Below are 19,048 nucleotides of genomic sequence, written 5' to 3'. Positions count from 1 at the left end.
GACATGCTGATCCCCCGTAGGGTCAAGCACCGCAAGCAGCACCACCCGAAGCGCAGCGGTATGTCCAAGGGTGGCACGCAGGTTGCGTTCGGCGAGTACGGCATCCAGGCGCTGACCCCGGCGTACGTGACGAACCGCCAGATCGAGGCAGCTCGTATCGCGATGACCCGCCACATCAAGCGTGGCGGCAAGGTCTGGATCAACATCTACCCGGACCGTCCCCTGACGAAGAAGCCCGCCGAGACCCGCATGGGTTCCGGTAAGGGTTCTCCCGAGTGGTGGATCGCGAACGTCAAGCCCGGTCGGGTGATGTTCGAGCTGTCCTACCCGAACGAGAAGATTGCTCGTGAGGCGCTCACCCGCGCTGCTCACAAGCTTCCGATGAAGTGCCGGATCGTTCGGCGCGAGGCAGGTGAGTCGTGATGTCGGCCGGTACCAAGGCGTCCGAGCTGCGCGAGCTGGGCAACGAGGAGCTTCTCAACAAGCTCCGCGAGGCCAAGGAAGAGCTGTTCAACCTCCGCTTCCAGGCGGCGACGGGACAGCTCGAGAACCACGGTCGGCTCAAGTCCGTCCGTAAGGACATCGCCCGGATCTACACCCTGATGCGCGAGCGCGAGCTGGGCATCGAGACGGTGGAGAGCGTCTGATGAGCGAGAAGACTGTGACTGAGACCAACACTGACCGCGGTTTCCGCAAGACCCGTGAGGGTCTGGTCGTCAGCGACAAGATGGACAAGACCGTCGTCGTCGCCGTCGAGGACCGCGTCAAGCACGCGCTGTACGGCAAGGTCATCCGCCGTACGAACAAGCTCAAGGCCCACGACGAGCAGAACGCTGCAGGCGTCGGCGACCGCGTTGTCATCATGGAGACGCGTCCGCTGTCCGCCACCAAGCGCTGGCGCATCGTCGAGATCCTCGAGAAGGCCAAGTAATCCCTGAGGGGGTCTCCCCTCAGGACAGTTCCGCCAGGCTCGGCAGGGGCTTCCTCACCGAAGCCCCTGCCGGGAACCGGCAGACGATCAGGAGATAGACGTGATCCAGCAGGAGTCGCGACTGCGCGTCGCCGACAACACGGGTGCGAAGGAAATTCTCACCATCCGTGTTCTCGGTGGCTCGGGTCGCCGCTACGCGGGTATCGGTGACGTCATCGTCGCCACCGTCAAGGACGCGATCCCCGGTGGCAACGTGAAGAAGGGTGACGTCGTCAAGGCCGTCATCGTTCGCACCGTCAAGGAGCGTCGTCGTCAGGATGGCTCGTACATCCGCTTCGACGAGAACGCCGCTGTCATTCTCAAGAACGACGGCGACCCCCGCGGCACCCGCATCTTCGGCCCCGTGGGCCGAGAGCTGCGCGAGAAGAAGTTCATGAAGATCATCTCGCTCGCGCCGGAGGTGCTGTAAGCATGAAGATCAAGAAGGGCGACCTGGTTCAGGTCATCACCGGTAAGGACAAGGGCAAGCAGGGCAAGGTCATCGTCGCCTTCCCCGCCCAGGACCGTGTCCTCGTCGAGGGTGTCAACCGGGTCAAGAAGCACACCAAGGCCGGTCAGACGGCTCGCGGCTCGCAGACCGGTGGCATTGTCACCACCGAGGCCCCGATTCACGTCAGCAACGTACAGCTGGTCGTGGAGAAGGACGGCAACAAGGTCGTCACCCGCGTCGGCTACCGCTTCGACGACGAGGGCAAGAAGATCCGCGTTGCCAAGCGGACCGGTGAGGACATCTGATGACGACCACCACTGCGCCGCGTCTCAAGACGCGCTACCGCGAGGAAATCGCCGGCAAGCTGCGTGAGGAGTTCTCGTACGAGAACGTCATGCAGATCCCCGGTCTGGTCAAGATCGTGGTCAACATGGGTGTGGGCGACGCCGCCCGCGACTCCAAGCTGATCGACGGTGCCGTCAGGGACCTCACCACGATCACCGGCCAGAAGCCCGCCGTCACCAAGGCCCGCAAGTCGATCGCGCAGTTCAAGCTGCGCGAGGGGCAGCCGATCGGCTGCCACGTCACCCTCCGCGGTGACCGCATGTGGGAGTTCCTGGACCGTACGCTGTCGCTCGCGCTGCCGCGTATCCGTGACTTCCGTGGCCTGTCGCCGAAGCAGTTCGACGGCCGTGGCAACTACACCTTCGGTCTCACGGAGCAGGTCATGTTCCACGAGATCGACCAGGACAAGATCGACCGGGTCCGGGGCATGGACATCACCGTGGTCACCACGGCGACCAACGACGACGAGGGTCGTGCCCTGCTTCGTCACCTCGGCTTCCCGTTCAAGGAGAACTGACCGTGGCGAAGAAGGCTCTGATCGCTAAGGCCGCCCGTAAGCCGAAGTTCGGCGTTCGCGGGTACACCCGCTGCCAGCGCTGCGGCCGGCCCCACTCCGTCTACCGCAAGTTCGGCCTGTGCCGCGTGTGCCTTCGTGAGATGGCTCACCGTGGCGAGCTGCCGGGCGTGACCAAGAGCTCCTGGTAATTCCCCTTCGCCTTCGGGCGTCGGGAGTACCAGAAGCTCTCGGTAAGTATCCGGTCGGCAGGAGCCCCGCTCTTCATGCCGTAGGCTTGAAGGGTTGGGCGCCTGCCGCCCTGACCGACTTACTACGCCGTAGGTCCCCGCACCGCACCCGTCCCGCCACTGAGTGGGGAGAGGGATGGCGCATACAGGAAACCCCGGCGAGAGAGGCCGAAGGCCAACTCATGACCATGACTGATCCCATCGCAGACATGCTCACGCGTCTGCGCAACGCGAACTCGGCGTACCACGACGATGTCGCGATGCCGCACAGCAAGATCAAGTCGCACATCGCGGAGATCCTCCAGCAGGAGGGCTTCATCACCGGCTGGAAGGTCGAGGACGCCGAGGTCGGCAAGAGCCTCGTTCTCGAGCTGAAGTTCGGGCCGAACCGCGAGCGTTCGATCGCCGGCATCAAGCGCATTTCGAAGCCGGGTCTGCGTGTATACGCAAAGTCCACCAACCTGCCGAAGGTCCTCGGCGGCCTGGGCGTGGCGATCATCTCCACGTCCCACGGTCTCCTGACCGGCCAGCAGGCCAGCAAGAAGGGCGTAGGTGGGGAAGTCCTCGCCTACGTCTGGTAGTCGGGAACGGAGGAACAGCTCATGTCGCGAATCGGCAAGCTCCCCATCCAGGTTCCCGCCGGTGTGGACGTCACCATCGATGGCCGCACGGTCGCGGTGAAGGGCCCCAAGGGGACCCTCTCGCACACCGTCGCAGCGCCGATCGAGGTCACCAAGGGTGAGGACGGCGTGCTCAACGTCGTCCGCCCGAACGACGAGCGTCAGAACAAGGCCCTCCACGGCCTGTCCCGCACGCTGGTGGCGAACATGATCACCGGCGTGACCACGGGATACAGCAAGGCGCTCGAGATCAGCGGTGTCGGTTACCGCGTCCAGGCGAAGGGCTCCAACCTGGAGTTCGCCCTGGGCTACAGCCACCCGATCCTCATCGAGGCCCCCGAGGGCATCACCTTCAAGGTCGAGTCGCCCACGAAGTTCAGTGTCGAGGGCATCGACAAGCAGAAGGTCGGCGAGGTCTCGGCGAAGATCCGCAAGCTGCGGAAGCCCGACCCGTACAAGGCCAAGGGCGTCAAGTACGCCGGCGAGGTTATCCGCCGCAAGGTCGGAAAGGCGGGTAAGTAAGCCATGGCATACGGTGTAAAGATCGCCAAGGGCGATGCGTACAAGCGTGCCGCCCTCAAGCGCCGCCACATCCGCGTCCGCAAGCACATCTCCGGTTCGCCGGAGCGGCCGCGCCTGGTTGTGACGCGTTCCAACCGCCACATGGTGGCTCAGGTCATCGACGACATCGCGGGCCACACGCTCGCGTCGGCGTCGACCCTGGACGCTTCCATCCGCGGTGGCGAGGGTGACAAGAGCACTCTGGCCAAGCAGGTCGGCGCACTTGTCGCCGAGCGTGCCAAGGCCGCAGGCGTCGAGGCCGTCGTCTTTGACCGCGGTGGCAACCAGTACGCCGGGCGGATTGCCGCTCTGGCTGACGCCGCCCGTGAAGCCGGGCTGAAGTTCTAAGCCCCGGTTCCTACGCACAGCGGACGTAACAGAGAGAGGTAAATCCAATGGCTGGACCCCAGCGCCGCGGAAGCGGTGCCGGTGGCGGCGAGCGGCGGGACCGGAAGGGCCGTGACGGTGGCGCCAGCGCCGCCGAGAAGACCGCGTACGTCGAGCGCGTCGTCGCGATCAACCGCGTCGCCAAGGTTGTGAAGGGTGGTCGTCGCTTCAGCTTCACCGCGCTGGTCGTGGTGGGCGATGGTGACGGCACCGTCGGTGTCGGATACGGCAAGGCCAAGGAAGTTCCCGCGGCCATCGCCAAGGGCGTCGAGGAAGCCAAGAAGAGCTTCTTCAAGGTCCCGCGTATCCAGGGCACCATCCCTCACCCGATCCAGGGCGAGAAGGCTGCGGGCGTCGTCCTGCTCAAGCCTGCTTCCCCGGGTACCGGTGTGATCGCGGGTGGCCCGGTGCGCGCCGTTCTGGAGTGCGCCGGCGTTCACGACATCCTGTCGAAGTCGCTCGGTTCTTCGAACCCGATCAACATCGTGCACGCGACCGTGGCGGCCCTCCAGGGCCTGCAGCGTCCCGAGGAGATCGCGGCCCGCCGCGGTCTGCCCCTCGAGGACGTCGCCCCCGCGGCTCTGCTCCGTGCGCGTGCGGGAGCGGGTGCGTAATGGCTCGCCTCAAGATCACGCAGACGAAGTCGTACATCGGCAGCAAGCAGAACCACCGCGACACCCTGCGTTCGCTCGGGCTCAAGCGCCTGAACGACGTGGTTGTCAAGGAGGACCGCCCCGAGTTCCGCGGAATGGCTCACACCGTCCGCCACCTCGTGACGGTTGAGGAGGTTGACTGACATGGCGGAGAACAGCCCGCTGAAGGCCCACAACCTCCGGCCTGCCCCGGGCGCCAAGACCGCCAAGACCCGTGTGGGTCGTGGTGAGGCGTCCAAGGGTAAGACCGCAGGCCGTGGTACCAAGGGTACGAAGGCTCGTTACCAGGTTCCGGAGCGCTTCGAGGGTGGGCAGATGCCCCTCCACATGCGTCTCCCGAAGCTCAAGGGCTTCAAGAACCCGTTCCGCACCGAGTACCAGGTCGTGAACCTGGACAAGCTCGCGACGCTCTACCCCGAGGGTGGAGAGGTCACGGTGGCCGACCTGGTCGCCAAGGGCGCTGTGCGTAACAACCACCTCGTCAAGGTCCTCGGACAGGGCGAGATCTCCGTGGCGCTGCAGGTTTCGGTTGACGCCGTCTCCGGCTCCGCCAAGGAGAAGATTGCCGCCGCGGGCGGCACCGTCACCGAACTCGTCTGAGACAACTCGGACAGGGCGATGGCCTGAACATCCGACCGGGGATGCCTCTCATATGGGGCATCCCCGGTTGGTCGTTCCTAGGGGGGCATGTCCGCCGGTAAGGTGGCGTGCACTTGCTGTGGTACGTCCTGGGCAAACGCCCGGGGATCCTTTGGCTGTTACGTAATCGTCGATCCTCAAGACCGTCACCTCACGCTTTTGCGCGGGGGTCGCAGGAGGCACCGTGCTCACCGCGTTCGCCCGGGCGTTCAAGACGCCCGACCTGCGCAAGAAGCTGCTCTTCACGCTCGGCATCATCGTGCTCTACCGTCTCGGTGCGCACATTCCCGTACCGGGGGTGAGCTACGAGAACGTCCAGATTTGTGTTGATCAGGCAAGCAAGGGCAACAACAGCCTCTTCGGCCTGGTGAACATGTTCAGCGGTGGTGCACTGCTGCAGATCACGATCTTCGCGCTCGGAATCATGCCGTACATCACGGCCAGCATCATCCTTCAGCTGCTGACCGTCGTCATCCCCCGTCTCGAAGCCCTCAAGAAGGAGGGCCAGTCGGGCACGGCCAAGATCACGCAGTACACGCGTTATCTGACCGTCGCGCTGGCCATCCTCCAGGGCACCGGACTGGTGGCGACCGCCCGCAGCGGCGCCCTGTTCAGTGGATGCCCGGTCGCCGACCAGATCGTCCCGAACCAGTCGATCTTCACCACCGTCGTCATGGTGATCACCATGACCGCCGGCACCGCCGCCGTCATGTGGCTCGGTGAGCTCATCACGGACCGCGGCATCGGCAACGGCATGTCGATCCTGATGTTCATCTCGATCGCGGCCAGCTTCCCCGGCGCCCTGTGGGCCATCAAGGAGAGCGGCAAGCTGGCCGACGGATGGATCGAGTTCATCACCGTCATCCTGATCGGCTTCGTGATGGTGGGTCTCGTCGTCTTCGTCGAGCAGGCCCAGCGCCGCGTCCCGGTGCAGTACGCGAAGCGCATGATCGGGCGCCGGTCGTACGGCGGTACGTCCACGTACATCCCGCTGAAGGTGAACCAGGCGGGTGTGATTCCCGTCATCTTCGCTTCTTCGCTGCTCTACATCCCTGCTCTAATCGTTCAGTTCTCCAATTCCACTGCGGGCTGGGCGACCTGGATCCAGAACCACTTCGTCAAGGGCGATCACCCCTACTACATCGCGACGTACTTCCTGTTGATCGTGTTCTTCGCCTTCTTCTACGTGGCGATCTCGTTCAACCCCGAGGAAGTCGCCGACAACATGAAGAAGTATGGTGGCTTCATCCCGGGCATCCGGGCTGGTCGACCTACTGCCGAGTACCTGAGCTACGTGCTCAACAGGATCACTTGGCCGGGATCGCTGTACCTGGGTCTGATCGCTCTTGTGCCGACGATGGCGTTGGCGGGCTTCGGTGGCGCGAACCAGAACTTCCCGTTCGGCGGGACGAGCATCCTGATCATCGTGGGTGTGGGTCTGGAAACCGTGAAGCAGATCGAGAGTCAGCTCCAGCAGCGCAATTACGAAGGGTTCCTCCGCTGATGCGAATCGTCCTCGTCGGGCCGCCCGGTGCCGGCAAGGGAACGCAGGCTGCGTACCTTGCCCGGAATCTGTCGATTCCGCACATCTCCACGGGCGACCTCTTCCGCGCCAACATCAGCCAGGGCACCGACCTTGGCAAGCAGGCCCGTGCCTACATGGACGCGGGCCGGCTGGTGCCGGACGAAGTCACCATCGGCATGGCCCGGGACCGCATGGCTCAGCCGGACGCCGCGGGCGGCTTCCTGCTGGACGGCTTCCCCCGCAACGTGGGGCAGGCCGAGGCGCTGGACGAGATGCTCCGGAGCGAGAGCCTCAAGCTGGACGCGGTCCTGGACCTCGAGGTCCCCGAGGACGAGGTGGTCAAGCGCATCGCGGGCCGCCGCATCTGCCGTAACGACAGTGCGCACGTGTTCCACGTGACGTACAACCCGCCGAAGGCCGAAGGCGTCTGCGACGCCTGCGGCGGTGAGCTGTACCAGCGCGACGACGACACCGAGGAGACGGTCCGCACCCGTCTCGAGGTCTACCACACGCAGACCGAGCCGATCATCGACTACTACCGGGCCCAGGGCCTGGTCGTGACGATCTCCGCGCTCGGCAAGGTCACCGACGTGACCGAGCGGGCCATGGAGGCCCTCGAGAAGTCCGACGAGGGCTGACCGACCCCGTTGTCCCACATCACGGCCGGCCGCGGCGCCCGAGGGCGCCGCGGCCGCCTGTTTGCGCCGTATCGTGGAGTACGGCCGACCGTCCCCCTCCGCACGCAGAAAGGCGCCGCGCCATGGTGCAGATCAAGACCCCCGAGCAGATCGCGAAAATGCGCGAGGCGGGCCTGGTGGTCGCTGCCATTCACGCCGCCACGCGCGAGGCGGCCGTGCCCGGGGCCACCACGAAGGACCTCGACGAGGTCGCCCGCAAGGTGATCGCCGATCACGGCGCGAAGTCGAACTTCCTGGGGTACGGCGGATTCCCCGCGACGATCTGCACGTCGGTCAACGACGTCGTGGTGCACGGGATCCCGGACGAGAAGACCGTCCTCAAGGACGGCGACATCATCTCGATCGACGCCGGCGCCATCGTCGACGGCTGGCACGGCGACGCGGCGTACACCGCCTTCGTGGGCACCGGTCACGCCCCGGAGCTCATCGAGCTCTCCCGGGTGACCGAGGAGTCCATGTGGGCCGGGATCGCCGCGATGAAGGTCAACAACCGGCTCGTCGACATCTCGAAGGCCATCGAGTCCTACATCCGCCGCCAGCCCCGCCCGGCCACCGGCAAGTACGGGATCATCGAGGACTACGGCGGCCACGGCATCGGCACCGAGATGCACATGGACCCGCACCTGCTGAACTACGTCTCGCGCAAGCGGGGCAAGGGGATCAAGCTCGTCCCGGGTGTCTGCCTGGCCATCGAGCCCATGGTCTCGCTCGGTACGGCGCAGACGAAGATCCTCCCGGACGAGTGGACGGTCCTGACGACGGACGGTTCGTGGTCCTCGCACTGGGAGCACTCGATCGCGCTGACCGAGCAGGGCCCGCTGGTCCTGACCTCCCCCGACTGCGGGCGGGCCAGGCTCGCGCCGTACGGCGTGGAGCCCGCGCCGGATCCCCTGGGCTGAGCGCCGGAGTCCGGCGCCGTGGTCCGGCCGGTGTCGCTCCCGCACGGGCTCCGCGGGGAGGGCCCGGCCCGCCGGGCCGCCGGGGCCAGGAGCCCTCGCCCGGCGCGGCGGCGGACGCAGGTCCGGGCCGCTGCCAGGGCTTAAGGATCAGGGTAAGTGGGCAAACTTGACGGATTCGTCTTTTGGGGTCCGCTGACGTAGACTGACTCGTCGGCTCTCGTGCATCCGTGTGTCCGCATGCGGTGGTACGAAGTCGATCAAGGTAGCCGATTCGAAAGGCGAAGCGTGGCCAAGAAGCAAGGTGCCATCGAAATTGAGGGCACCGTGATCGAGTCCCTCCCGAACGCCATGTTCAAGGTGGAACTCCAGAACGGTCACAAGGTCCTCGCGCACATCAGCGGCAAGATGCGGATGCACTACATCCGTATCCTTCCCGATGACCGGGTCGTGGTGGAGCTCTCTCCGTACGACCTGACGCGTGGCCGGATCGTCTACCGGTACAAGTAGATCTTGCCGCCACCGCCGCCACGGCGCGGTGAGGGCACTGACCCGGAGAACCTGACATCCCATGAAGGTCAAGCCGAGCGTCAAGAAGATCTGCGACAAGTGCAAGGTGATCCGCCGTCACGGCCGGGTCATGGTCATCTGCGACAACCTGCGCCACAAGCAGCGCCAGGGCTGACGCACGACCACCTGCATCTCGCAGCTTTTCGCGCGACGCACGTAAACGTACATACGCAGTGCCCGTCCACGCTTCGGCTGACGACACCTCCGGCGGGGGCCGGGGACCCGGGCGTACCACCTCCCTCACGGGCGAGGTCGGCGTTCGGGAGCGGTACTGCGGAAGACCCCCGACATGACAACTGGAGCCATTGAATGGCACGCGTTTCAGGTGTTGACATCCCGCGCGAAAAGCGCGTGGAGGTTGCCCTCACCTACGTCTTCGGTATCGGGCGCACCCGGTCCAAGGAGATCCTCGCCACCACCGGCGTGAACCCGAACACCCGCGTTCGTGACCTGGCCGAAGAGGACCTGGTCAAGATCCGCGAGTACGTCGACGCCAACCTCCGCACCGAGGGTGACCTTCGCCGCGAGATCCAGGGCGACATCCGCCGCAAGATCGAGATCGGCTGCTACCAGGGCATCCGGCACCGTCGCGGTCTGCCGGTCCACGGTCAGCGCACCAGCACGAACGCGCGTACCCGTAAGGGCCCGCGTCGCGCCATCGCCGGTAAGAAGAAGCCGGGCAAGAAGTAGTCCTCAGCGGACGCACTGCGGTTCCCCGGATCACCGGAATCCGCAGCAACCAGCGGTCTTCGCTGTAGGACCGATCACCTCCCCTCTCCATCTGGAGTCAAGACATGCCCCCCAAGGGTCGTCAGGGCGCAGCCAAGAAGGTGCGTCGCAAGGAAAAGAAGAACGTCGCTCACGGGCACGCCCACATCAAGAGCACGTTCAACAACACCATCGTCTCGATCACGGACCCCTCGGGCAACGTGATCTCCTGGGCCTCCGCCGGCCACGTCGGCTTCAAGGGCTCGCGCAAGTCCACCCCCTTCGCCGCGCAGATGGCCGCCGAGTCGGCCGCCCGCCGCGCGCAGGAGCACGGCATGCGCAAGGTCGACGTCTTCGTCAAGGGTCCCGGCTCCGGCCGTGAGACCGCGATCCGCTCCCTGCAGGCCACGGGCCTCGAGGTCGGTTCGATCCAGGACGTCACCCCGACGCCGCACAACGGCTGCCGTCCGCCGAAGCGTCGCCGCGTCTGATCCGTCACGGCCGGTGACGGCCGTGCGTCAGTAGCGCCGGGTGCGGGCGGTATGTCCCTTCGGGGGCGTGCCGCCCGTACCCTTGTCTCATCTGTCGGGCATCAAATAGCGGGTGCCCATGACTGAAGGATCACACCATGCTTATCGCTCAGCGTCCGTCGCTGACCGAAGAGGTCGTCGACGAATTCCGCTCGCGGTTCGTGATCGAGCCGCTGGAGCCGGGCTTCGGTTACACCCTCGGCAACTCCCTGCGCCGCACGCTCCTCTCCTCGATCCCCGGTGCCGCCGTCACCAGCATCCGGATCGACGGTGTCCTGCACGAGTTCACCACCGTGCCGGGCGTCAAGGAGGACGTGACCGACCTCATCCTCAACATCAAGCAGCTGGTCGTCTCCTCGGAGCACGACGAGCCGGTCGTGATGTACCTGCGCAAGCAGGGTCCCGGCCTGGTCACCGCTGCCGACATCGCCCCGCCGGCCGGCGTCGAGGTCCACAACCCGGACCTGGTCCTGGCCACGCTGAACGGCAAGGGCAAGCTGGAGATGGAGCTGACCGTCGAGCGCGGCCGCGGCTACGTCTCCGCCGTCCAGAACAAGCAGCTGGGCCAGGAGATCGGCCGCATCCCGGTCGACTCCATCTACTCGCCGGTGCTCAAGGTCACGTACAAGGTCGAGGCGACCCGTGTCGAGCAGCGCACCGACTTCGACAAGCTGATCGTCGACGTCGAGACCAAGCAGGCCATGCGTCCCCGTGACGCCATGGCGTCGGCCGGTAAGACCCTGGTCGAGCTGTTCGGTCTGGCGCGCGAGCTCAACATCGACGCCGAGGGCATCGACATGGGCCCGTCCCCGACGGACGCCGCGCTCGCCGCCGATCTGGCGCTGCCGATCGAGGAGCTCGAGCTCACGGTCCGTTCGTACAACTGCCTCAAGCGCGAGGGCATCCACTCCGTGGGTGAGCTCGTGGCACGTTCCGAGGCCGACCTGCTCGACATCCGCAACTTCGGTGCGAAGTCGATCGACGAGGTCAAGGCGAAGCTGGCCGGCATGGGCCTGGCGCTCAAGGACAGCCCGCCCGGATTCGACCCGACGGCCGCCGCCGACGCCTTCGGCGCGGACGACGACGCGGACGCCGGCTTCGTGGAGACCGAGCAGTACTGATCGCCTCCGGCAGGGGTGCCCGGGTTTCCGGGCGCCCCCGTGCCGGGGTGAGGGCTTCTGCCCTCGATCGCCGGACGGGCCTGAGATCGGCCGCTGTCCGGTGTGAGCCGGACGAGCCCGGAAGGGCCGCGGCGACACGGAGACTTCCGCGGGGCGACCGCCTCGCGGGAACTGACACCGGTACCTGATACGGCCGGTGCAGCACACAAGGAGAAAACCATGCCTCAGCCCGCCAAGGGTGCCCGTCTGGGCGGCAGCGCCGCGCACGAGAAGCTTCTTCTCAACAACCTCGCGAAGTCGCTGTTCGAGCACGGCCGCATCACCACGACCGAGGCCAAGGCCCGCCGCCTGCGTCCGGTCGCCGAGCGTTTCATCACCAAGGCGAAGAAGGGCGACATCCACAACCGTCGCCTGGTGCTGCAGTCGATCACGGACAAGGGCATCGTGCACACGCTCTTCACCGAGATCGCCCCGCGGTACGAGAACCGCCCCGGTGGTTACACCCGTATCACCAAGATCGGCAACCGTCGTGGCGACAACGCCCCGATGGCGGTCATCGAGTTGGTGGAGGCCCTGACCGTGGCCCAGCAGGCCACCGGTGAGGCCGAGGCCGCCACGAAGCGCGCCGTCAAGGAAGACGCCCTCAAGAAGGACGAGGCTCCGGCCGAGACCGTCGAGGACGCCAAGCCGGCGGACGCCGCCGACGAGTCCAAGGACGCCTGAGCGTACTGAGACCCCGTTGCGGGCCCGTACCACCCTTCGGGGCGGTGCGGGCCCGTTCGGTTTTGAGAGGATACGCGGGTGAGTGATGTGGCAGAGCCCGGCTCCGTACGGGTACGGCTGGACCTTTCCTACGACGGGAAGGACTTCTCCGGCTGGGCGAAGCAGACCAGCAGGCGGACGGTGCAGGGCGAGATCGAGGACGCGCTGCGGACGGTGACGCGTTCGGCGGTGACGTACGGCCTGACGGTCGCCGGGCGGACCGACGCCGGGGTGCACGCGCGGGGACAGGTGGCGCACGTCGACCTGCCGGCGCAGGTGTGGGCGGAGCACGAGGAGAAGCTGCTGCGGCGGATGGCCGGGCGGCTGCCGCCGGACGTGCGGATCTGGCGGGTGGCCGAGGCGCCCGCCGGGTTCGACGCGCGCTTCTCCGCGCTGTGGCGCCGCTACGCGTACCGGGTGGGGGACCGGCCGGGCGGGGTGGATCCGCTGCTGCGGGGGCACGTGCTGTGGCACGACCGCCCGCTGGACGTGGACGCGATGAACGAGGCCGCCGCCCTGATGACGGGGGAGCACGACTTCGCGGCGTACTGCAAGAAGCGGGAGGGCGCCACGACCATCCGTACGCTGCAGAAGCTGCACTGGGTGCGGGACGGGCACACCGGCGTCCTGACGGCGACGGTGCAGGCCGACGCCTTCTGCCACAACATGGTGCGTGCCCTGATCGGTGCGGCGCTCTTCGTGGGTGACGGGCGGCGCTCCGCGCGTTGGCCCGCCGAGGTGCTGGCGGCCGGTGTGCGGGACCCCGGAGTGCATGTGGTCAGGCCGCACGGGCTGACGCTGGAGGAAGTGGCCTACCCGGCGGACGCGTTGCTCGCGGCCCGGGCCGAAGAGGCCAGGAACGTCAGGTCGTTGCCGGGGGCGGGCTGCTGCTGACCCCCCGCCGGCCGGGCGCCGCCGGGGTCAGCTGCCCCGGACGGCGCGGACCATCCGCCGCAGCAGCCCCGCTCTGCGGGGTGTGGGGGTGGATGCCTGCTTCTCCGCCTCCACCCGCAGGGAGAGGTCGCGGTGCGGCTTCGTCCAGTACGGGGTGACGGTGCGGGAGGCGTCGGCGGGGTGCGGGGCCGCCGTGAGTTCCTCGGCGACCTCGGGAGCCCGGGTGCGCCCCAGCCGGGCGGTCTTCGTCCAGCCGAGCGCGGTGAGCCGGACGTACAGGTCCCAGGCGCCGTCGGTGAGCGCGGCGCCCCCGTGGGCCGTGGCCGGGTCCAGCGCGGCGGTGGCGGTGACCTCGAGCTCCCCGTCCGCCGTGCGGCGCACCTCGCACCGGGTGGGCAGCCGGTGTTCGGCGCCGGTGGAGCGCTCGCGCAGGACGAGGACGGCGGACGCCTTCTCCGGTACGGCGCCGCCCGTCAGCGACTCGGCTGCGAACCGTTCGCACAGGGCCTCCGGGAGCCCGGACGGTGCCAGGGTGTGGGTGCCGTCCTGAGCCGTGAGCGCGCGGACCGGTCCGTCGGCCGCGTACGGGGCGGCCGTGAAGGACAGCTGGAACGTGCCGTCCTGCCGCCGGTCCAGCCCGGTCAGGGTGGTACGGCAGGCGAGCGAGTGCTCCCAGCGGGCCAGCCGGACGAAGTCCTCGGGCCGGTCGTCCTCGACGAGGCCGAACGCGATCCGGCGGGAGAGCGGCAGCCCGTCGACCGCGGCACGGGACGGGTGGCCGGCCACCGCGGTGCGGATCTCCTGCAGGAGGGCGGTCCGGTCCTCCTGCGCCATCTCCAGGAAGGTCTTGCCGGTGAGCCGGTCCAGCACCTCGACCCGGAGCCAGCGGCGGTGCAGGCGGTCGCGGGCGGCGCCGGGGCCGGAGAGGCTGTCCGCCCTCTTCATCAGGCCGGCGAGCGCCGCGTAGAAGTCCGCGGGGGACGGCTCGGGGACGGCCCGCTTCGGGCCGTAGTGGTAGCAGACGTGGCTGCCGAGCACCGAGACGTGGCCGGCGCGCAGGTACGCCTCCGAGGTGAACGCCTGCGCCGCCAGCGGGTGGCCCGGCGGAGGGAAGCGCAGCCCGTGCCTGAGGAGGAAGGCCCGGTCGAAGAGTTTGTCGGCGGTGAGGCTGTCGGCGAGCGGGTCCTTGGCGAGCGTGGCGCGGGGCCGGTCGCGTACGAACAGTTCCTTCGGCAGGCCGCGGTCCTTCGCGGCGAGCTTCCCGACGACGACGTCCGTGTCGTTGTCCATGCCGTAGGCGTACATCCGCTCCAGCGCCCGGGGGTCGAGGCGGTCGCCCGGCTCCATGAAGAGGACGTACCTGCCGTGCGCGGCGTCGATGCCGGAGTTGCGGGGATCGGTCCCGGCCTCGGGGCGCACCGCGCCGTCGCCGTCGCCGACCAGCACGGTCTCGATGTCCTGCGCGGGCAGGGTCTGGGCGGCCACGGAGTCCAGGGTCGCGCGCACGGCCTCGGAGGCGGCTCCGCCGGTGGCGACGACGACGCTGACCTTCGGTGGGGAGGCCTTCGCGCCGCCCTCCGGGGCGGGGGTGAGCGTGAGGGCGAGTCCGGTGCCCGCTCCGGTGGCGTGTGCGGCCATGACCGGGGCGGCGCGGTGGCCGCCGGTGACGGCGGGGGCGGGCAGCGGGGCGCCGTCCGGGGTGGTGTTGCCGAGCGGGACGTTGCGGTCGAAGCCCGCGCCCATCACGCGGATCTGCACGTCCCACGTGCCGGCGTCGAGCGGACTTCCGCCCGCGCCGCGTACGGGGTCGATCGCGGCGGTGCCGGTGAGCACGGGCCGTACGTGTACGGTGCCGTCCTCGGCCACCTCTTCCTCCAGGGAGAGAGTGGTGGGTGCGGGCACGGGCCACAGGTGCGCCGTCCGGGTGTCGCGGAGCAGGACGTTGACCCGGAACGACTTCAGCTCGTCCGTCACGTCGACCGGTTCGTCGAGGATGCCGTCGGTGAACTGCGGAGCGAGGAACAGCCGTTCGCCGCGGCGGACGAGCAACAAGCCAGCTGCGCCAGGTCGTTCGGCGAAGCGTGCCGTGAAGTCGACCTTCAGCCGGTCGCGGTCCCAGCGGGCGTCCGCGACCGCGGTGAGGGCCGTCAGGTCGGTCTGCCGCTCGGTGTACTCGGTCAGCTCCGCGGGCCTGTTCGCGCGCAGGAGGTCCGAACGGACCCGTTGGTTGGCGGCCAGGCCGGCGTGCACGCCGTCGGTCATGAAGGTGTCGGCCAGCTCCCGTACCGCGTCGAACGGGTCGCGGTCGAAGCGCGGGTCGATGGCGGCGCCGCGTGCGGGCACGCCCAGCCGGCTGAGCATCTCCACGCGGTAGAAGCGGCGCAGCAGCCGGTCACGCGCGGGGCCCGGCTCGGTGCCCGCCACCACCGTGTCCAGGATCTCCCGCAGGTTGGCGTAGTAGCGGCGCGGATCCATCGCCGTGGTACCGGCGTTCTCCTCGTCCTCGCGCGCCCAGTACGTGTAGCAGACGTAGTCGCCCAGTACGGACACGACCTCGGCCTTGAGGTAGGAGCGCACCAGGAAGAGCTGGTCCTCCAGGATCCACGGGCCCTCCGGGTGCACGATGCCGTGCTCGCGCAGGAAGGCGGTGCGGAACATCTTGTGCGGGGTGAGGCTGTCGACGAGCGAGGCCGTGTGGACGGTGCACTTCTCGCGGGTCGTGCTCATCAGGCCGTAGGGCACTCCGCGGCTGAGGAAGTTGCTCGCGACCTTCCCGATGACGATGTCCGAGCCGTTGCGCAGCGCCATCGCGTGCAGGCGCTCCAGGGCCTCGGGGGCCATGCGGTCGTCGTGGTCGACGAACTGCACGTAGGCGCCGCGCGCCTGCTCCACGCCGACGTTGCGCGGCTTGCCGGGCCATCCCGAGTTCGGGATCTCCGTCATCCGGAAGTGCGCGTGCTCGGCCGCCAGGGCGCGCAACCGTGCCGGGGTCCCGTCGGTCGAGCCGTCGTCGACGAACAGCACCTCGAACTCGTCCGCCGGCATCGTCTGGGCCAGCATGGAGCGGACCAGCGGTTCGATGTGGCCGCCCGAGTTGTACGTCGGGACCACCACCGTCACCTTGACTGCCATGCCCACTCCAGACTCCGTGTTCGTCGGTACGTGCGTGTGCGGGGCGCGCACCCCGTACGGGTACGCGCCGATGGTCTCCGGCGGCGGAGGTCAGGCGGCGGGGGCCGCGGCGGCCGCCGATGCCTGGACCTCGCCGCGGTGGCGTATCTGACGGAACGTGAAGTCGGTCAGGTCGTCACCGACCGCGTACACGGCCTCGTCCGCCGTGGACACGTTCTTCCCGCTGGTGAATCCGCCGACGGTGAAGTAGGCATAACGGCCGTAGGAGTTGGCGGTACGGCGGCAGACGGACCCGCCCCGGCAGAAGGTGGGGACACCCCCGCCGCTCAGGGAGGCGATGCCGCCCGACGCCTGCTCGGCCACCTTCTTGGCCTCCGCCTCGGTGCCGAAGACGGCGAGCCCGACGGTGACGGCGACGCCACCCCTGCTGTAGGTGGCCCGGATGACCTGGTCGCAGCCGTTCGAGGCCAGGATCGAGCCGAGCGCCCCCTGGGTCGTGGCGGCGCAGCCGGTCGTGGAGTCGGTCGCGCCCTTGGCGTAGACACGGTCACCCATCGTGAGCTTCCTGCCGGGGAAGAACGCGTCGACGGTGACCGGGGCCCTGTCCTTGCGGGCGTCGGCTATGTAGTCCTTCGGGTCCGGCGGGGGCAGCGGGGCCACCGAGGAGAAGGACGGCTGCGGCGCCGCACCGTCCGAGGGCAGGTCGACGGGGGCGGGGAGCTCGCTCGCGCCGCTGTCCGCGCCGGAGGTCCCCCCGCCGGTCGTGATGACGGCGGTCGCGACGATCGCCGCGACCGCTGCGGTGGCCAGCGCACCCCCGCCGATCATCAGCCACTTCTTCCGCCGGCTGCGTGCCGCGGACGCCTCGGCCAGTGCCGCCCAGTCCGGAGTCCGGCTGTCCCCGGGCCCCCAGGAGGGCCCCCCTTGCCCAAAGCTCATGCCGCGAATCCTAGACCGACGGTAAACCGGTTGGGTCAGGGGTGCGCGGGCCGTGACAATGCTGTGCATGGGACATCTCGAAGCGGGCCACCTGGAGTACTACCTGCCGGACGGGCGGGTGCTGCTCGGCGATGCCTCGTTCCGGGTGGCGGACGGGGCGGTCGTCGCCCTGGTCGGGGCGAACGGAGCGGGCAAGACGACATTGCTGAGGCTGCTCGCCGGGGAGATCCAGCCGCACGGCGGCTCGGTCTCGGTGAGCGGCGGACTCGGGGTGATGGCCCAGTTCGTCGGTTCCGTACGGGACGAGCGGACCGTCCGTGACCTGCTGGTCTCCGTGGCGCAACCCCGGATCAAGGAGGCGGCGCGGGCCGTCGACGCCGCGGAGGCGCGCATGCTCGGGGACACCTCCCACGCCGCTCAGGCTGCGGGGGACGTCGACGAGGAGGCCGCGCAGATGGCGTACGCGCAGGCGCTCAGCGACTGGGCGGAGGCGCGGGGGTACGAGGCCGAGACGCTGTGGGACATCTGCACCATGGCCGCGCTCGGCATGCCGTACGAGAAGGCGCAGTGGCGCGAGGTGCGCACGCTCAGCGGCGGCGAGCAGAAGCGGCTGGTCCTGGAGGCGCTGCTGCGCGGTCCCGACGAGGTGCTGCTGCTCGACGAGCCGGACAACTACCTGGACGTCCCCGGCAAGCGGTGGCTGGAGCGGAAACTCGAGGAGACCCGGAAGACGGTGCTCTTCGTCTCCCACGACCGGGAACTGCTCTCCCGGGCCGCGGAGAAGATCGTGAGCGTGGAGCCGAGCCCGGCCGGTTCGGACGTCTGGGTGCACGGCGGTGGATTCGCCACGTACCACCAGGCGCGCAAGGAGCGGTTCGCACGCTTCGAGGAGCTGCTGCGGCGCTGGGAGGAGGAGCACGCCCGGCTGAAGGCGCTGGTCCTGCGCATGCGGCAGCAGGCGGCGAACAGCCCCGACATGGCGAACCGCTACCACGCGATGCAGACCCGCTTCAAGAAGTTCGAGGAAGCGGGCCCGCCGCCCGAACCGCCCCGCGAGCAGGACATCAGGATGCGGCTGCGCGGCGGGCGCACCGGCGTACGGGCGGTGACCTGCGTGAATCTGGAGCTGACCGGCCTGATGAAGCCGTTCGACCTGGAGATCTACTACGGGGAACGGGTAGCCGTCCTCGGCTCCAACGGGTCGGGCAAGTCCCATTTCCTGCGGCTGCTGGCGGGGGAGCCGGTGGCGCACACCGGTGAGTGGAAGCTCGGCGCGCGCGTGGTGCCGGGGCACTTCGCGCAGACGCACGCCCATCCGGAGCTGCTGGGCAGGACGCTCGTCGAGATCCTGTGGGCGGAGCACGCCAAGGACCGGGGCGGCGCGATGTCGGTGCTGCGCCGGTACGAACTGGAGCGGCAGGGGGACCAGGCCTTCGAGAGGCTGTCCGGCGGCCAGCAGGCGCGCTTCCAGATCCTGCTCCTGGAACTGGCCGGCACGACCGCGCTGCTGCTCGACGAGCCGACGGACAACCTCGACCTGGAGTCCGCGGAGGCCCTGCAGGACGGCCTGGAGGCGTACGACGGTACGGTCATGGCCGTGACCCACGACCGCTGGTTCGCGAAGTCCTTCGACCGCTACCTGGTCTTCGGTTCGGACGGCGTGGTCCGGGAGACCACGGAGCCGGTGTGGGACGAGCGGAGGGTCGAGCGGGAGCGGTAGGACCGGCGCGTTTTGACCCGTCCGGGGCGGGGCGGGTATCGTCGGTCGTTGTTATACGTATGGGCCTCGTCGTTTCACGCGAAGAGCCTTACGTAGGTTCTCTGGAGCAGTTACCAGTGGCTCGCATACGGGCACCGTTCCCGGCATTGTGAGCCCCAGCTGCATGATCGCTTCAGGGGTGCC

At 68.3% G+C, this 19,048-nt stretch carries 26 protein-coding genes; 24 read left to right on the top strand and 2 right to left on the bottom strand.

The window, feature by feature from the left end:
• The first annotated feature begins 3 nt into the window (after window positions 1-3).
• The 23 genes from rplP to truA all read left to right on the top strand — a co-directional run bounded on the left by rplP (window position 4) and on the right by truA (window position 13,074).
• Window positions 4-423 (top strand): 50S ribosomal protein L16, encoded by a 420-nt coding sequence (gene rplP / locus BA175_RS11240; RefSeq protein ID WP_014047785.1) that lies wholly within the window; start codon window positions 4-6, stop codon window positions 421-423.
• The gene (rpmC, locus tag BA175_RS11235; protein WP_014047786.1) at window positions 423-647 is read left to right on the top strand and encodes a 50S ribosomal protein L29; all 225 of its coding nucleotides are present in this window, start codon (window positions 423-425) and stop codon (window positions 645-647) included. The genes rplP and rpmC overlap by 1 nt, the downstream gene beginning before the upstream one ends.
• On the top strand, window positions 647-931 hold the full coding sequence (rpsQ, locus tag BA175_RS11230) for a 30S ribosomal protein S17 (RefSeq protein WP_069171155.1): 285 nt from the start codon (window positions 647-649) through the stop codon (window positions 929-931). Before rpmC ends, rpsQ begins: the two co-directional genes overlap by 1 nt.
• 100 nt (window positions 932-1,031) lie before the next feature.
• Entirely contained in the window at window positions 1,032-1,400 is a 369-nt protein-coding gene (gene rplN, locus BA175_RS11225) for a 50S ribosomal protein L14 (protein ID WP_003966950.1), read from the top strand.
• A gap of 2 nt (window positions 1,401-1,402) precedes the next feature.
• Window positions 1,403-1,726 carry a 50S ribosomal protein L24 gene (gene rplX / locus BA175_RS11220; RefSeq protein WP_014047788.1) on the top strand — a complete coding sequence of 108 codons (324 nt, stop codon included), beginning with the start codon at window positions 1,403-1,405 and terminating at the stop codon, window positions 1,724-1,726.
• A complete protein-coding gene (gene rplE / locus BA175_RS11215) occupies window positions 1,726-2,283 on the top strand; it encodes a 50S ribosomal protein L5 (protein ID WP_018550615.1) in 558 nt (185 codons plus the stop codon). The genes rplX and rplE overlap by 1 nt, the downstream gene beginning before the upstream one ends.
• A 2-nt stretch (window positions 2,284-2,285) precedes the next feature.
• Window positions 2,286-2,471, top strand: coding sequence for a type Z 30S ribosomal protein S14 (locus tag BA175_RS11210; RefSeq protein ID WP_003948630.1), 186 nt, complete (start codon window positions 2,286-2,288; stop codon window positions 2,469-2,471).
• A gap of 221 nt (window positions 2,472-2,692) precedes the next feature.
• Complete coding sequence (gene rpsH, locus BA175_RS11205; RefSeq protein ID WP_014154584.1) at window positions 2,693-3,091, top strand: 30S ribosomal protein S8; 399 nt, start codon at window positions 2,693-2,695, stop codon at window positions 3,089-3,091.
• A 21-nt stretch (window positions 3,092-3,112) separates the two neighbouring features.
• On the top strand, window positions 3,113-3,652 hold the full coding sequence (gene rplF, locus BA175_RS11200; RefSeq protein ID WP_069171154.1) for a 50S ribosomal protein L6: 540 nt from the start codon (window positions 3,113-3,115) through the stop codon (window positions 3,650-3,652).
• A 3-nt stretch (window positions 3,653-3,655) separates the two neighbouring features.
• Window positions 3,656-4,039, top strand: a complete 384-nt coding sequence (rplR, locus tag BA175_RS11195) for a 50S ribosomal protein L18 (protein WP_069171153.1) — start codon at window positions 3,656-3,658, stop codon at window positions 4,037-4,039.
• A gap of 47 nt (window positions 4,040-4,086) precedes the next feature.
• On the top strand, window positions 4,087-4,692 hold the full coding sequence (gene rpsE, locus BA175_RS11190) for a 30S ribosomal protein S5 (protein ID WP_056796577.1): 606 nt from the start codon (window positions 4,087-4,089) through the stop codon (window positions 4,690-4,692).
• Window positions 4,692-4,874 (top strand): 50S ribosomal protein L30, encoded by a 183-nt coding sequence (rpmD, locus tag BA175_RS11185; protein ID WP_030914154.1) that lies wholly within the window; start codon window positions 4,692-4,694, stop codon window positions 4,872-4,874. Before rpsE ends, rpmD begins: the two co-directional genes overlap by 1 nt.
• Before the next feature lies 1 nt (window position 4,875).
• Complete coding sequence (gene rplO, locus BA175_RS11180; RefSeq protein ID WP_014047794.1) at window positions 4,876-5,331, top strand: 50S ribosomal protein L15; 456 nt, start codon at window positions 4,876-4,878, stop codon at window positions 5,329-5,331.
• A 223-nt stretch (window positions 5,332-5,554) separates the two neighbouring features.
• Window positions 5,555-6,874 carry a preprotein translocase subunit SecY gene (gene secY, locus BA175_RS11175; protein ID WP_069171152.1) on the top strand — a complete coding sequence of 440 codons (1,320 nt, stop codon included), beginning with the start codon at window positions 5,555-5,557 and terminating at the stop codon, window positions 6,872-6,874.
• Window positions 6,874-7,533 carry an adenylate kinase gene (locus BA175_RS11170; protein ID WP_069171151.1) on the top strand — a complete coding sequence of 220 codons (660 nt, stop codon included), beginning with the start codon at window positions 6,874-6,876 and terminating at the stop codon, window positions 7,531-7,533. The genes secY and BA175_RS11170 overlap by 1 nt, the downstream gene beginning before the upstream one ends.
• A gap of 122 nt (window positions 7,534-7,655) precedes the next feature.
• Window positions 7,656-8,492 carry a type I methionyl aminopeptidase gene (gene map / locus BA175_RS11165; protein ID WP_069171150.1) on the top strand — a complete coding sequence of 279 codons (837 nt, stop codon included), beginning with the start codon at window positions 7,656-7,658 and terminating at the stop codon, window positions 8,490-8,492.
• A 285-nt stretch (window positions 8,493-8,777) separates the two neighbouring features.
• Complete coding sequence (gene infA, locus BA175_RS11160) at window positions 8,778-8,999, top strand: translation initiation factor IF-1 (RefSeq protein WP_003956442.1); 222 nt, start codon at window positions 8,778-8,780, stop codon at window positions 8,997-8,999.
• Window positions 9,000-9,060: 61 nt separating this feature from the next.
• Window positions 9,061-9,174 carry a 50S ribosomal protein L36 gene (gene rpmJ / locus BA175_RS11155; RefSeq protein ID WP_003956441.1) on the top strand — a complete coding sequence of 38 codons (114 nt, stop codon included), beginning with the start codon at window positions 9,061-9,063 and terminating at the stop codon, window positions 9,172-9,174.
• A 194-nt stretch (window positions 9,175-9,368) separates the two neighbouring features.
• A complete protein-coding gene (gene rpsM, locus BA175_RS11150) occupies window positions 9,369-9,749 on the top strand; it encodes a 30S ribosomal protein S13 (protein WP_014047799.1) in 381 nt (126 codons plus the stop codon).
• Between the two features lie 104 nt (window positions 9,750-9,853).
• Window positions 9,854-10,258, top strand: coding sequence for a 30S ribosomal protein S11 (gene rpsK, locus BA175_RS11145; protein WP_003956432.1), 405 nt, complete (start codon window positions 9,854-9,856; stop codon window positions 10,256-10,258).
• 137 nt (window positions 10,259-10,395) lie between these two features.
• Window positions 10,396-11,418 (top strand): DNA-directed RNA polymerase subunit alpha, encoded by a 1,023-nt coding sequence (locus BA175_RS11140; protein ID WP_069171149.1) that lies wholly within the window; start codon window positions 10,396-10,398, stop codon window positions 11,416-11,418.
• 219 nt (window positions 11,419-11,637) lie between these two features.
• Window positions 11,638-12,141, top strand: coding sequence for a 50S ribosomal protein L17 (rplQ, locus tag BA175_RS11135; RefSeq protein WP_069171148.1), 504 nt, complete (start codon window positions 11,638-11,640; stop codon window positions 12,139-12,141).
• Window positions 12,142-12,219: 78 nt separating this feature from the next.
• A complete protein-coding gene (truA, locus tag BA175_RS11130; protein WP_069171147.1) occupies window positions 12,220-13,074 on the top strand; it encodes a tRNA pseudouridine(38-40) synthase TruA in 855 nt (284 codons plus the stop codon).
• Between the two features lie 27 nt (window positions 13,075-13,101).
• Here the strand turns inward: truA and BA175_RS11125 are convergent, their stop codons facing one another.
• On the bottom strand, window positions 13,102-16,206 hold the full coding sequence (locus BA175_RS11125; protein ID WP_139131383.1) for a glycosyltransferase: 3,105 nt from the start codon (window positions 16,204-16,206) through the stop codon (window positions 13,102-13,104).
• Between the two features lie 90 nt (window positions 16,207-16,296).
• A complete protein-coding gene (locus BA175_RS11120) occupies window positions 16,297-17,145 on the bottom strand; it encodes a hypothetical protein (RefSeq protein ID WP_069171145.1) in 849 nt (282 codons plus the stop codon).
• Between the two features lie 67 nt (window positions 17,146-17,212).
• Between BA175_RS11120 and BA175_RS11115 the strand changes: the two genes are divergently transcribed.
• Complete coding sequence (locus tag BA175_RS11115) at window positions 17,213-18,865, top strand: ATP-binding cassette domain-containing protein (RefSeq protein ID WP_069172054.1); 1,653 nt, start codon at window positions 17,213-17,215, stop codon at window positions 18,863-18,865.
• Window positions 18,866-19,048: the final 183 nt, after the last annotated feature.

Source organism: Streptomyces griseus, from assembly GCF_001715295.1.
Classification (GTDB): domain Bacteria; phylum Actinomycetota; class Actinomycetes; order Streptomycetales; family Streptomycetaceae; genus Streptomyces; species Streptomyces griseus_G.
The sequence above is the reverse complement of the archived record's forward strand: the minus strand, read 5'-3'. Positions and strand labels throughout refer to the sequence as shown.